Source organism: Streptomyces azureus (assembly GCF_001270025.1).
Classification (GTDB): domain Bacteria; phylum Actinomycetota; class Actinomycetes; order Streptomycetales; family Streptomycetaceae; genus Streptomyces; species Streptomyces azureus.
This window is the reverse complement of sequence record NZ_DF968401.1, coordinates 13,051-25,961: the sequence shown is the minus strand read 5'-3', so window position 1 is coordinate 25,961 and position 12,911 is coordinate 13,051. Positions and strand designations below refer to the sequence as shown.

Sequence of the window (12,911 nt, the reverse complement as noted above, 5' to 3'; positions counted from 1 at the left end):
ATGAGCCAGGCGCAGGACCACGAGCAGCCGGGGGCGAACGGGCCCGCCGTGCCGCAGACCCGCACCGCACGCCACCGCCGGATCGTGGACATCCTCAACCGGCAGCCCGTGCGGTCGCAGAGCCAGCTGGCGAAGCTGCTCGCCGACGACGGGCTGAGCGTCACGCAGGCGACGCTCTCCCGGGACCTGGACGAGCTGAACGCGGTGAAGATCCGCAACTCCGACGGCGACCTGATCTACGCGGTGCCGAGCGAGGGCGGTTTCCGCACGCCGCGCGCTCCGCTGGGCGGGTCGGCCAAGGAGGAGCGGATGCGGCGGCTCTCGCAGGAGCTGCTGATCTCCGCGGAGGCCTCGGCGAACCTCGTGGTCCTGCGGACTCCTCCGGGGGCCGCACAGTTCCTGGCGTCGGCGATCGATCAGGCCGAGCTGCACGACATTCTGGGGACGATCGCCGGTGACGACACGCTGCTGTTGATCAGCCGGAATCCTGACGGGGGGCAGGCGCTGGCCGACCATTTGCTGAGGCTGGCGCAGAACGGGCACTGAGCGCCGTAGAGGTGGCCGGGGGTGGTCGTGCGCGGGTGAGCTGTGGCTGGTCGCGCAGTTCCCCGCGCCCCTGCCTAGTGCCCCGGCAGGCGACGTTCGCCCCGTCGGAGGCCCGGCACGTCCTCTCGCCGCACCGGCCGAAAGCCCGAGTACATCCAGTACGAGGGCTTCCGGCCGGCACTCCCCCAAGCTCTTCGAGCAGGGGGTACCCCCAGAGCACGCACCGGGCGCCGCTCCTTGACGGGCGAACATTGCCTGCCGGGGCACTGGCTGCGGGCAATCGTGCCGCTGAGGGCGGAACGGGTGGGCGCAGCGGCACCCCGCCAGCGCGGGTGAGCGGCACGTCCCGGCCTCCGCCCCCACTCACCCCAGCCGCGCAGCCAACCCCCCAGTACAACGCACCTCATCGCCAGCCGTAATCAACAGCGCCTCAACACCCGGCAGCGACTCCAACCACGCCAGCCCCTCCCGCGACCCCATCGCGAACGCCGCCGTGGCCCAGCAGTCCGCCCATGTCAGCCGAGGCCCCACCACCGTCACGGCGACCAGGTCGGTCACGGCCGAACGCCCCGTACGCGGGTCGACGATATGCGCGCCCCGCTCGGCGGTCCCGGACGTGGCCACGGCCAGTTCGTCCACCCCGGCCGCGGAGATCACCGCCGCGAGACCCCCCGGCCGCAGGGGATCCGAGATCCCGACCCGCCACGGCCGCTGCGCCCCCGGAACCCCGAGCAGCTGCACATCACCGCCGCCGTTGACGCTGACCCCGCTCACTCCGGGCACCGCAGCCAGCTGCCGCGCCGCCCGTTCGACCGCCCAGCCCTTCACGATGCCGGTCGGATCGAGGCGGCCCCCGTACGACGTGCTGAACCAGCCGTCGCTCAGCCGCTCCGCCTCGGCCGCCAGCTCCAGGACCTCGGCGACCTCGGGATCGCACTCCTCGACCGTCAGCCGACCGCGTTGCAGCCGGGAGACCTGGCTGTCCTCGCGGTAGGTGCTGAACACCTCGTCGACCCGGTGCAGCCCGGCGACGGCCTCGTCCACCGCCGCGCGCACGGCGCCGGGTTCCCCGCCGCGGACGTCGAAGGAGAAGACGGTCCCCATCGTCTCCTCCGCATGACGTACCGCGGCGGGAGCCGGTGCGGAGTCGGCCACCGTGTCAGCCACCGGCCTGGTCCAGAGCCGACTGGAGGGACTGCTTGTAGCCGGCGCTGGTGTAGGTGGCCCCGGAGACGGCGTCGATCTGCGCGTTTCCGGCCGCGACCGCTGCCTGGTTGAGGCGGGGGACGGAGGCGGAGGTGATCTGGTCGCTGCGGCCGCCCTTGGGGGCCTGGACGGCTTCGGCCTTGGTGATCTTCCCGCCGGCGACGGTGATGCGGACCTGGACCGGGCCGTACTGCGTCTGCGCCACGCTGCCGGTGAGCGTCCGGGTCTGGGCCTGGCCGCCCCCGGAGCCGGCGGCCTGGGAGGAACCGCCCCCTGCCGGAGCCTTGTCCAGGGCGGACTGGAGGGACTTTTTGTAGCCGGCGCTGGTGTAGGTGGCGCCCGAGACCGCGTCGATCTCCGCGCTCCCCGCCGCGACGGCTGCCTGGTTGAGGCGGGGGACGGAGGCGGAGGTGATCTGGTCGCTGCGGCCGCCCTTGGGGGCCTGGACGGCTTCGGCCTTGGTGATCTTCCCGCCGGCGACGGTGATGCGGACCTGGACCGGGCCGTACTGCGTCTGCGCGACATCGCCGGTCACGGTCTGGGCGTTGCCCGAGCCCTGCGCGCCGCCGGCCGAGGCCTTGGCCTTGTCCAGGGCGGACTGGAGGGACTTCTTGTAGCCGGCGCTGGTGTACGTCGCCCCGGACACGGCGTCGATGTCCGCGCTCTGGGCGGCGACCGCCGCCTGGTTGAGGCGGGGCACGGAGCTGGCGGTGATCTGGTCGCTGCGGCCGCCCTTGGGGGCCTGGACGGCCTCGGCCTGAGTGATCTTGCCGCCGCTCATGGTCAGGCGCACCTGCACCGCGCCGTACTGCGTCTGCGCCGCGTCACCGGTGACCGCGCCGTTCACACCGCCCTGCGGGGCCTGCCCGGCGGCCGCGGGCGGGAACTGACCGCCCGCGGCCTGGGCGGAGCCCGGGTCGGAGGCCGGCTTCAGTGACAGCAGCAGCACGATCCCGGAGACGGTGGCTGCGCCGGCGAGCACGGCACGCCGGACGGGGTGAGACTTCCTCATCGTTTCTCAAGCTCCTGAAGGGCCGTTGATGTCCCGTCGCTCACATCTCGAACGACTCGTGATGGATACGGCGGGCGGGGACTCCCGCGCCGCGCAGTGCCTCGTACACCGACTGCGCGAAGCCGGGTGGCCCGCACATGAAGACGTCGTGGTCGCCGATGTCCGGGATTTTCCGCTGGAGTGACTCCGCGGAGATGTCGGGGCGTTCCCCGTCGGGGCTGTTGACCGCGTACATCAGCCTGGCCCCGCGCTCGTCGGCGATCTTGGCGAGCTCGCTCCACAGGGCCAGGTCCTGGGTGCTGTTGGCCCGGTAGAGCAGCGTGATGTCGCCGGAGGCGCCCGGCAGAGTCTCGAACAGAGCCCGCATCGGGGTGATGCCGACACCGCCCGCGACCAGCAGTACCTTGCCGCGGCTGCGGCGCTGCGCGGTCATCGCGCCGTACGGGCCCTCCGCCCACACCTTGGTGCCGGGCTTCAGCTCGCGCAGCCGGGAGGTGTGGTCACCGATCGCCTTGACGGTGATCCGCAGCATGTCCGGGCGGGGCGCCGCCGACAGGGAGTACGGGTGCGAACTGAAGCGCATGCCGGGCGCCTTGAACCGCCAGCGGAAGAACTGGCCCGCCTCCGCGCCCATCCGGTGCAGCTTGCGCCCGCCGATCAGCACGGACACGATGCCCGGGGTCTCCTCGATGACCGCCTCGACCCGCATCCGGTGCCGCAGGTTCAGCCGGACCGGGGTGAGGATCCGGTACCAGAGGACGAGCGCGGTCACCGCGCCGTACAGCCCGTACCAGAAGGTCTTGGCGGCGGGCTCGACGGCGAACTCGTTGCCGGTCGTGATCTGGTGCCAGAACGTCAGGTACACCGCCGCGTAGGTGAGCAGGTGCACGTGGTACCAGGTGTCGTACCCGATCAGCCGGCGGACGCCGCCGATCGAGAGGATCCCGATGACGAACAGCAGGCCCGTGCCGATGGCGGCCTTGCCCATGTCCGGCAGCTGGTTGACGGAGTCGATCGTCTGCTGGACGACCGCGCCGAGCCCCTTGCCCGCCTGGAGGGCGTAGCCCCACATGGTGAGGAAGACGTGGGCGAGGACCAGGCAGAGCGTGTACCGGCCGGTCATGGCGTGCCAGCGGGCGACCCGGTCGGTGCCCACCCGCCGCTCCAGCGCGGGCACCCGGGCCATCTGGAGCACCACCAGCGCCATGAGGTAGCCGGCGAGCAGGCCGGTGATCCGGCCCGCGGCCAGGATCTTGGCCGAGGTGTCCGCGAGGGACGGTGTGTTGTCCCACCACAGCCACAGCACGGCCGCCGCACCGGCCCACAGGGCGATCAGCAGCGGGACGGCCGGGGAGCGGCGCGGGCGGATGCGGCGCATCGTCTGGCGGCGGGCGGCACGGCCGCCTGCGAGCGTGGTGGTCACGGTTCCTCCGTGGGGACTTGACCCTTGGCCCACAGATACGTGCCGGGGCACGGGAGTGTTCAGCCGTGCACCGAGTCGTGTGCGTACGGAAGTGACCGGCGGTAACCCGGACAGGTTCCGGGGCGGCCTCCCGGCCCTAGTAGCGGGTGACGGCGGTGGTCCCGCTCGCCGTCCCGACGGCGATGTGAGGGCGCTTCGCCGGGTCGGCCCAGCGGAGGATCGTCCGCATGGCGCGCTTCGGCACGGACACGCAACCGGCCGTCGCCCCACGCCCGTTGACATGCAGGAAGATGCCCGCGCCCCGTCCCCGCACGGGACGTTCGTAGTTGAAGCCGATGACGAGCGCGTGTGCGTACCGCTCGCCGTAGGTGATCAGGTGCTCGGACTCGGCGGCCCGGCAGTCGGCCGCGCGGGGCTCGGTCCAGCGGTTGTAGGAGCGGGAGTCGTTGTCCTGGCACCACCAGGAGCCCCGGTGCACCCGGCGGTACTTGTACGACGTCCCGCGCGGCGCCGCCTTGATGCCGAAGGCGTACGGCAGGCCGTACAGACCCGTGGGTGTCGTGTTCGTGCCCTGCTTGCGCAACGCGCCCTCGACCAGCCCGTTCGCTCCGAAGCGCGCGGGCGCGGAACCCGTCTTCACCCACCGCCCGTCCCTGAGGTCCCACCAGGTGACCGTGCCCGTCGTCGAGGCCGTCCGCGGGGCGACCGCAGTGATCAGCTGGGTGCCACCGCCGGTGTCCGTCATCCGGGCCGGCAGCGCAGGCGAGGGGGCGGGCGGCCCGGCGCCGAGCACGACGAGGGAGGAGACGGCGAGGGCGACGGCACCGGGGCGCATGCCTCAGACGGTAGAGGGAGGCAGCGGCAACGGCAGCCCGGGTAGTCCGTCCAGGCTCGTCGCGATGTGCTCCTTCTTGGTGAAGTAGGCGCTGAGCGACGCGTCGTCCTCGCGGGCGAAACGCTTGCCGTGCAGGTCGCGGTCCGCCTCGTACGCCATGAAGGGCACGGCGTAGCCGCAGCTGTCGCGGACGAGTTCGGCCGTGACGACGATGATCGCGCGCAGCCCGTGCTGTGCCGGGTCGATGTCCGGGAAGTGGCCGAGGAGTTCCCCGAAACGGGGGTCGTCGCGGAAGACCGGCTCTCCCCGGCCGTGCACACGGACGATGTTCGGCGGGCCCTGGAAGGCGCACCACATCAGGGTGATCCGCCCGTTCTCCCGCAGATGGGCGATGGTCTCGGCGGTGGAGCCGGCGAAGTCGAGGTAGGCCACGGTGCGGTCGTCGAGCACCGCGAAGGAGCCCTTGAGGCCCTTGGGGGAGAGGTTGACCGTGCCGTCGGCGGACAAGGGGGCGGTGGCAGTGAAGAAGACCGGCTGCGCCTCGATGAACGAGCGGAGCCGGCCTTCTATGCGTTCATAAGTCTTTCCCATGTCTAAAGATTATGGGCGAAGATCTTTCGGTTGCCTAAGAAATTGCGGGATCCGGTCACCTCTGCCGGACCCCGCCCCCGGGCGCCTGCCCGTGGCCGCCCCGGCCGGCGCTCACGCGGGGCGGCCACAGCGCCTGTCACCTCACTTGGTGAGCGTGCAGGCGGCCAGGGAGTCAAGACCCGCCGGACGCTCGGCCGTGCGGCCGATGGCGGTGGCGATGCGGTTGATCGCGGCGACGCGCTTGTCCTCCAGCGGGCCGAGGATGGCGTTCTGGACGAAGTTCGGTCCGCCCTGGCCGACGGTGTCGACGAGGCGCTTGTTGGCCTCCTCGATCTGGGTGTTCAGCTGTCCGAGATTGCGGTCGACCTCGGCCTGGGCGGAGGCCGGGATGGCCGGCAGCTGGGAGGCGACGTCCGGGCAGGTGATCGTGCCGGCGCCGGCGTTCCCCGCCTCGCCCGCACCCGCGCCCGCGTCCTCTCCGGCGCCCGTACCGGCTGCCTCGCCCGCGCCCGCTTCGCCGCCCGCGCCGGCCTCGGCACCCGCGCCGGCCTCCTCACCGGCGCCCGCCTCTCCACCCGCTGCCTCGCCCGCTCCGGCGCCGCCGTCGGCGTTGAGCTGGCAGGCGGCGAAGGCCTCCAGGCCCTCCGGCTTCTCGGCGGCACGCCCGATGGCGGTCTCGATGCGGTTCAGGGCGGCGACGCGCTTGTCCTCCAGCGGGCCGAGGATGGCGTTCTGGACGAAGTTGGGCCCGCCCTGGCCGACGGTGTCGACGAGGCGCTTGTTGGCCTCCTGGATCTGGGTGTTCAGCTGGGCGAGGTTGCGGTCGACCTCCGCTTGCGCCGAGGCGGGGATGTCCGGCAGCTGGCCGGTGACGTCCGGGCACGTGATGGTGCCGGGACCCGCCAGCGTCCGGGCGTTCGTCCCGCCGCTGTCGGGCGTCTCCCCGGCGAGGGCGAAGCCGGCGATCACCGTGCCGGACAGCGCCACCGCGGCGGCGCCGCCGATGAAGCCGACGCGACGCTTGTTGTACTTCGGAAGAGCCCTGGACATGCGGATGCCTCACTAGGGGTCGGGGGTGTCGTCGGTGTCGAAACGCGGCGCCTGCGTTCGGCGAGAGGTACGGGTAAGCGGTTTCACGCGTTCAAAGGATCTTCAAAGTCGTTTCGGCATGGCCAGAATCGGGCCCTCGATCCGAGGCGCATTGACGATTCATGCGAAGGTCTGCATAATCATGCATGTCAGTGATTGCAGTATGAGGGGAAGAACCCGTGACCGAGCGCGTCGTACTCGCCTACTCCGGCGGTCTTGACACCTCCGTCGCCATCGGCTGGATCGCCGAGGAGACGGGCGCCGAGGTCATCGCGGTCGCGGTGGACGTCGGCCAGGGCGGCGAGGATCTGGACGTCATCCGCAAGCGCGCCCTCGCGTGCGGCGCGGTGGAGGCCGAAGTGGCCGACGCCAGGGAAGAGTTCGCCGAGGAGTACTGCCTCCCGGCGATCAAGGCCAACGCCCTCTACATGGACCGCTACCCGCTGGTCTCCGCGCTGTCCCGGCCGGTGATCGTCAAGCACCTCGTCGCCGCCGCCCGGAAGCACGGCGCCACGACCGTCGCCCACGGCTGCACCGGCAAGGGCAACGACCAGGTCCGCTTCGAGGCCGGCATCGCCGCCCTCGCCCCCGACCTGAGGTGCATCGCCCCGGTCCGCGACTACGCCATGACCCGCGACAAGGCCATCGCCTTCTGCGAGGACAAGGGCCTGCCGATCGCGACCACCAAGAAGTCCCCGTACTCCATCGACCAGAACGTCTTCGGCCGCGCCATCGAGACCGGCTTCCTCGAGGACATCTGGAACGCGCCGATCGAGGACATCTACGAGTACACGCAGAACCCGGCCACCCCGCGCGAGCCCGACGAGGTGGTCATCTCCTTCAAGGAGGGCGCCCCGGTCGCCGTCGACGGCAAGCCCGTCACCGTCCTGCAGGCCGTCCAGCAGCTCAACGAGCGTGCCGGCGCCCAGGGCATCGGCCGGATCGACATGGTCGAGGACCGCCTCGTCGGCATCAAGTCCCGCGAGGTCTACGAGGCCCCCGGCGCCATCGCCCTGATCACCGCACACCAGGAGCTGGAGAACGTCACCGTCGAGCGCGAACTCGCCCGCTACAAGCGGGGCGTCGAGCAGCGCTGGAGCGAGCTGGTCTACGACGGCCTGTGGTTCTCCCCGCTCAAGCGCGCCCTGGACGGCTTCGTCGACGAGGCCAACCGGCATGTCACCGGCGACATCCGCATGACCCTGCACGGCGGCCGCGCGGTCGTCACCGGCCGGCGCTCCGAGCAGTCGCTGTACGACTTCAACCTGGCGACGTACGACACGGGCGACACCTTCGACCAGTCCGCCGCCAAGGGCTTCATCGACATCTACAGCCTGTCGTCGAAGATCGCGGCGCAGCGTCACCTGCGGGCGTAGCCCGACGGGAACGGCGAGGCGCATACCCGACGGGAACCCGGCGTGGGCATATAAAGGTCCGCGTCACATCCATACCTCTCTAGGAGCAACGCAAGTGAGCAGCAACAGCGGTGACGTACGGCTCTGGGGCGGCCGTTTCGCCGACGGTCCCGCCGAGGCCCTGGCCAAGCTGTCCGCGTCCGTCCACTTCGACTGGCGGCTCGCGCCGTACGACATCGCCGGTTCGCGTGCGCACGCGCGCGTGCTGCACAAGGCGGGCCTGCTCACCGAGGACGAGCTGACCCGGATGATCGCCGGTCTCGACCAGCTGGAGGCGGACGTCGCCGACGGCTCCTTCGTGGGCACCATCGCCGACGAGGACGTGCACACCGCCCTGGAGCGCGGCCTGCTGGAGCGGCTCGGCCCCGACCTCGGCGGCAAGCTGCGCGCGGGCCGCTCCCGCAACGACCAGGTCGCGACCCTGTTCCGCATGTACCTGCGCGACCACGCCCGGGTCCTCGGCGGCCTGATCGCCGAGCTCCAGGACGCGCTGATCGGCCTGGCCGAGGCCCACCCGGACGTGGCGATGCCCGGCCGCACCCACCTCCAACACGCCCAGCCGGTCCTCTTCGCCCACCACGTCCTCGCCCACGTCCAGTCCCTGTCCCGGGACGCGGAGCGGCTGCGCCAGTGGGACGCGCGCACGGCGGTGTCGCCCTACGGCTCGGGCGCGCTGGCGGGCTCCTCCCTGGGCCTGGACCCGGAGGCGGTGGCGAAGGACCTCGGGTTCGAGCACGGCTCCGTCGGCAACTCCATCGACGGCACGGCGTCCCGCGACTTCGTCGCCGAGTTCGCGTTCATCACGGCGATGATCGGCGTCAACCTCTCCCGGATCGCCGAGGAGGTCATCCTCTGGAACACGAAGGAGTTCTCCTTCGTGACCCTGCACGACGCGTTCTCGACCGGCTCGTCGATCATGCCGCAGAAGAAGAACCCGGACATCGCCGAGCTGGCGCGCGGCAAGTCCGGCCGCCTGATCGGCAACCTGACGGGCCTGCTGGCCACGCTCAAGGCCCTCCCGCTCGCGTACAACCGCGACCTCCAGGAGGACAAGGAGCCGGTCTTCGACTCCATCGACCAGCTGGAGATCCTGCTCCCCGCCTTCACCGGCATGATGGCCACGCTCACCGTCCACCGCGAGCGCATGGAGGAACTGGCCCCCGCCGGCTTCTCCCTCGCCACGGACATCGCCGAGTGGCTGGTCAAGCAGGGCGTACCGTTCCGCGTGGCCCACGAGGTGGCCGGTGAGTGCGTGAAGGTCGCCGAGGCCGAGGGCAAGGAACTGGACGAGCTGACGGACGAGCAGTTCGCGAAGATCTCGTCCCACCTCACCCCGGAGGTCCGCTCGGTCCTCAACGTCCCCGGAGCCTTGGCCTCCCGCAACGGCCGGGGCGGCACGGCCCCGAGCGCGGTCGCAGTGCAGCTGGCCGAGGTGAAGGCGGACGTGGCGGTCCAGCACGAGTGGGCTCTGGCCAAGAAGCAGGGCTGAGGGGAACGCCTCAGGGGCGCGGGGCTGTATCTTTCTGCGGCTCCGCCGCGTGGGCGCGACAAGCCACATGCAACCCGCACCCGCCAGAACATCCCGAGGACAGAGCCGTGAGGCGAAGGTCATCGCGAGTTACGTTGGTCGTCAACAGCCGACCGAACGGAGCCCCGATGCCCTTCGCCCGCCTGGCCACAGCAACAACCCCCACGTGCCACATCGGCCTCGGCCTCGCCGCCGTCGGACGCCCCGGCTACATCAACCTCGGCCGAGACGAAGACCTCGGAGACGACCGCAGCGTCGAGACGCTGCGCAACCGCACCCACGAACTCCTCGACGCCGCCTACGCCCAAGGCGTCCGCTACTTCGACGCCGCCCGCTCCTACGGCCGCTCGGAGGAGTTCCTCGCCGACTGGCTCGAGGCAAGGCCCGGCCTGGCGGACATCGTCGTCGGCAGCAAGTGGGGCTACACCTACACCGCCGACTGGTCCACCGACGCCGAGACGCACGAGGTCAAGGACCACACCCTCGCCACCTACGAACGGCAGCGCGCCGAGACCGACGCCCTGCTCGGCGACCGGCTCGACCTCTACCAGATCCACTCGGTGACCCCGGACAGCCCGGCCCTCACCGACAAGGAACTGCACGCGAAGCTGGCGGAAGCCGCCGCCCGGGGACTCACCATCGGTTTCTCCACCAGCGGTCCCGCCCAGGCGGACGCGATCCGCGCCGCCCTCGCCGTGACGATCGACGGCGAACCCCTCTTCCGCACCGTCCAGTCGACGTACAACGCGCTGGAGACGTCCGCCGCGCCCGCCCTCGCCGAGGCGCACGACGCCGGGCTCACCGTGATCGTCAAGGAGGGCATGGCCAACGGCCGGCTCGCCGGGCCGCACGCGCCGGACCTCCTGAAGGAGATCGCCGAAGAGACCGGGCTGGACTGCGACGCCGTCGCCCTGGCGGTGATCCTGCGGCAGCCCTGGGCCGGCGTCGTCCTCTCCGGCGCGGTCACCGCCAACCAGCTCGCCTCCAATCTGCACGCGGCGGTCGTCGACCTCGACGACGAGCAGCTGACCCGTCTCGCCACCCTGGTCGAGGAACCGCAGGCGTACTGGGAGCGGCGCGGACAGTTGCCCTGGCACTGATCACCTCCTCTCCGTGAACCGGCAGCCGTGAGTCACGCATGCCCAGCGTGAGACGTTCATGTCTCATATGGAGTATGGTCGTCTCATGGCTGTCGATCCTGACCATGTGCTGCGCACCGCCGCGGCCCTGCTGACCCGCAAATCCACCGCGACCATGGACGAGGTCGCCAAGGCCGCCGGGATCAGCCGCGCCACGCTGCACCGCCACTTCGCCGGGCGGGAGGCCCTCGTCCGCGCGCTGGAGTCGCTGGGCATCGCGGAGTGCGAGGCCGCGCTGGACGCCGCCCGGCTCGACGAGGACACGGCGAGCGAGGCCGTACGCCGGCTGGTCGGGGCCATCGAGCCCGCCGCCGGACTGCTCGGATTCCTCTACACCGAGAACCAGCTGTTCGAGGGCGAGGAGCAGAACCCCGGCTGGACCCTGATCGACGACCGGATCTCCGCCCTGTTCCGCCGCGGCCAGCTCAGCGGCGAGTTCCGCATCGACCTCACGCCGGCCTGGCTCACCGAGGCGCTCTACGGCCTGCTGGCCTCCGGCGCCTGGATGGTGCAGAGCGGCAAGGGCGCCCCCAAGGACTTCCAGCACATGATCGTCGAGCTGCTGCTCGGCGGCGCGCTACGGAGAGAGGAATCATGACCAGCACCTTGCAGTCGGCTGAGACGGCCGAGGCGGTGAAGCGCCCGGGCCGCTGGCTCGCGCTCGGCGTCCTCGTCCTCGCCGTGCTGCTGGTGGCGGTCGACGCGACCGTCCTCGGTCTCGCGACCCCCTACATCAGCGAGGACCTGAAGCCCTCCGGCACGCAGCTGTTGTGGATCGGCGACGTCTACTCGTTCGTCATCGCCGGTCTGCTCGTCTCCATGGGCAGCCTCGGCGACCGCATCGGCCGCAAGCGGATCCTGCTGGTCGGTGCCACGGCGTTCGGCGCGATATCCGTGTTCAACGCCTACGCCACGACACCGGAGATGCTGATCGCGGCGCGGGCGCTGCTCGGCGTCGCCGGCGCGACCCTGATGCCGGCCACGCTCGCCCTGATCCGCAACCTCTTCCACGACCCGCGCGAACGCAGTCTCGCCGTCGGCATCTGGGGCGCCACCGCCTCCGCGGGCACGGCCCTCGGCCCGATCGTCGGCGGATTCCTGCTGGAGCACTTCTGGTGGGGTTCGGTCTTCCTGATCAACCTGCCCGTGATGGCTGTCCTGGTCCTCGTCGGCGTCAAGCTGCTGCCCGAGTCGCGCACCGCGAACCCCGGCCCCTGGGACATGGTCAGCGTCGTGTTGTCGCTGGTCGGCATGGTCGGTGTCGTGTACGCGATCAAGGAGGCCGCCACGCACGGCTTCGCGTGGAGCACTCTGGCCGCGGGCCTGCTGGGCGTGGCCGCCCTCTACCGATTCGTACGCCGCCAGCTCACGCTTCCGGCCCCGCTGCTGGACATGCGGCTGTTCCGCAATCGCGGCTTCAGCGGCGCGGTGCTGGCCGACCTGCTGACCATCCTCGGTCTGTCCGGGCTGGTGTTCTTCCTCTCCCAGTACCTGCAACTCGTCCAGGGCAGGCGCCCGTTCGAGGCGGGTCTGGCGGAACTGCCCGCTGCGATCGGCGCGGTGATGGCCGGTCTGGTCGCGGGGCGCGCGGCCCGGCGTTTCTCGGTGCGGGCCGTCGTCTCCGGGGGACTCGCGGCGATCGGCCTCGCCCTGGCCGCGCTCACGGTGATCGGCCAGTCCACCGGCTACCCGCTGCTCGGTGCCGCGCTGCTGGTGGTCGGCGTCGGAGCCGGTTTCTCGTTCACGGTGACCGCCGACGTGATCCTCTCCAGCGTGCCCCAGGAACAGGCGGGTTCCGCGTCCGCCGTGTCCGAGACGGCGTACGAACTCGGCGCGGCCCTCGGCATCGCCGTGCTCGGCTCCATCGTGACCGGCGTCTACCGCGACTTCACCGGCCCGGCGGGCACTCCGGCCGCGGCGCGCGAGTCGCTGGGCGGCGCCGTGGAGGCGGCCGCGGGCATGCCCGCGCACACCTCCGCCGTGATGCTGGACGCGGCCCGTACGTCCTTCGTCGACGGACTGGCCCTCGCGGCGGGCGCCGGAGCGGCCGTCCTGCTGGCGGCGGCGGTGGCCGCGTGGTTCCTGCTGCGGGGGCAGCGGCTGGAGAGCGGGGCGGAACACCCCTAG

Annotated in this window: 12 protein-coding genes; 6 read left to right on the top strand and 6 right to left on the bottom strand. The window is 71.4% G+C overall.

All coding sequences use genetic code 11. From position 1 onward, the window contains the following. A complete protein-coding gene (locus tag AOQ53_RS33030; RefSeq protein ID WP_059422875.1) occupies nucleotides 1–546 on the top strand; it encodes an arginine repressor in 546 nt (181 codons plus the stop codon). Between the two features lie 363 nt (nucleotides 547–909). Here AOQ53_RS33030 and AOQ53_RS33025 read toward each other — a convergent pair whose 3' ends face one another. From AOQ53_RS33025 to AOQ53_RS33000, 6 genes are all read right to left on the bottom strand, one after another. Then, nucleotides 910–1,713: an FAD:protein FMN transferase gene (locus tag AOQ53_RS33025; RefSeq protein WP_236711902.1), complete on the bottom strand. Its 804-nt coding sequence runs from the start codon at nucleotides 1,711–1,713 to the stop codon at nucleotides 910–912. After that, nucleotides 1,706–2,764, bottom strand: a complete 1,059-nt coding sequence (locus AOQ53_RS33020; protein WP_059422874.1) for an FMN-binding protein — start codon at nucleotides 2,762–2,764, stop codon at nucleotides 1,706–1,708. Before AOQ53_RS33020 ends, AOQ53_RS33025 begins: the two co-directional genes overlap by 8 nt. 40 nt (nucleotides 2,765–2,804) lie before the next feature. Then, the gene (locus AOQ53_RS33015; protein WP_059422871.1) at nucleotides 2,805–4,187 is read right to left on the bottom strand and encodes a ferredoxin reductase family protein; all 1,383 of its coding nucleotides are present in this window, start codon (nucleotides 4,185–4,187) and stop codon (nucleotides 2,805–2,807) included. A 136-nt stretch (nucleotides 4,188–4,323) separates the two neighbouring features. Then, on the bottom strand, nucleotides 4,324–5,022 hold the full coding sequence (locus AOQ53_RS33010; RefSeq protein WP_059422869.1) for a L,D-transpeptidase family protein: 699 nt from the start codon (nucleotides 5,020–5,022) through the stop codon (nucleotides 4,324–4,326). A 3-nt stretch (nucleotides 5,023–5,025) separates the two neighbouring features. After that, nucleotides 5,026–5,613, bottom strand: a complete 588-nt coding sequence (locus AOQ53_RS33005) for a pyridoxamine 5'-phosphate oxidase family protein (protein WP_059422868.1) — start codon at nucleotides 5,611–5,613, stop codon at nucleotides 5,026–5,028. A 141-nt stretch (nucleotides 5,614–5,754) separates the two neighbouring features. Then, a complete protein-coding gene (locus AOQ53_RS33000; RefSeq protein ID WP_059422866.1) occupies nucleotides 5,755–6,663 on the bottom strand; it encodes a hypothetical protein in 909 nt (302 codons plus the stop codon). A gap of 218 nt (nucleotides 6,664–6,881) precedes the next feature. Here AOQ53_RS33000 and AOQ53_RS32995 point away from each other — a divergent pair, with 218 nt between their 5' ends. From AOQ53_RS32995 to AOQ53_RS32975, 5 genes are all read left to right on the top strand, one after another. Next, nucleotides 6,882–8,078 (top strand): argininosuccinate synthase, encoded by a 1,197-nt coding sequence (locus AOQ53_RS32995; protein WP_059422864.1) that lies wholly within the window; start codon nucleotides 6,882–6,884, stop codon nucleotides 8,076–8,078. 94 nt (nucleotides 8,079–8,172) lie between these two features. Then, nucleotides 8,173–9,606 (top strand): argininosuccinate lyase, encoded by a 1,434-nt coding sequence (argH, locus tag AOQ53_RS32990; RefSeq protein WP_059422863.1) that lies wholly within the window; start codon nucleotides 8,173–8,175, stop codon nucleotides 9,604–9,606. 167 nt (nucleotides 9,607–9,773) lie between these two features. Further along, nucleotides 9,774–10,745, top strand: a complete 972-nt coding sequence (locus AOQ53_RS32985) for an aldo/keto reductase (RefSeq protein WP_059422862.1) — start codon at nucleotides 9,774–9,776, stop codon at nucleotides 10,743–10,745. 85 nt (nucleotides 10,746–10,830) lie between these two features. Beyond that, a complete protein-coding gene (locus AOQ53_RS32980) occupies nucleotides 10,831–11,382 on the top strand; it encodes a TetR/AcrR family transcriptional regulator (RefSeq protein ID WP_059422861.1) in 552 nt (183 codons plus the stop codon). Continuing rightward, a complete protein-coding gene (locus AOQ53_RS32975; RefSeq protein ID WP_059422860.1) occupies nucleotides 11,379–12,911 on the top strand; it encodes an MFS transporter in 1,533 nt (510 codons plus the stop codon). Before AOQ53_RS32980 ends, AOQ53_RS32975 begins: the two co-directional genes overlap by 4 nt.

Coding starts and splice junctions, on each gene's coding strand:
- AOQ53_RS33030 (WP_059422875.1), top strand. CDS start 1: ATGAGCCAGGCGCAGGACCACGAGCAGCCGGGGGCGAACGGGCCCGCC.
- AOQ53_RS33020 (WP_059422874.1), bottom strand. CDS start 2,764: ATGAGGAAGTCTCACCCCGTCCGGCGTGCCGTGCTCGCCGGCGCAGCC.
- AOQ53_RS33010 (WP_059422869.1), bottom strand. CDS start 5,022: ATGCGCCCCGGTGCCGTCGCCCTCGCCGTCTCCTCCCTCGTCGTGCTC.
- AOQ53_RS33005 (WP_059422868.1), bottom strand. CDS start 5,613: ATGGGAAAGACTTATGAACGCATAGAAGGCCGGCTCCGCTCGTTCATC.
- AOQ53_RS33000 (WP_059422866.1), bottom strand. CDS start 6,663: ATGTCCAGGGCTCTTCCGAAGTACAACAAGCGTCGCGTCGGCTTCATC.
- AOQ53_RS32985 (WP_059422862.1), top strand. CDS start 9,774: ATGCCCTTCGCCCGCCTGGCCACAGCAACAACCCCCACGTGCCACATC.
- AOQ53_RS32980 (WP_059422861.1), top strand. CDS start 10,831: ATGGCTGTCGATCCTGACCATGTGCTGCGCACCGCCGCGGCCCTGCTG.
- AOQ53_RS32975 (WP_059422860.1), top strand. CDS start 11,379: ATGACCAGCACCTTGCAGTCGGCTGAGACGGCCGAGGCGGTGAAGCGC.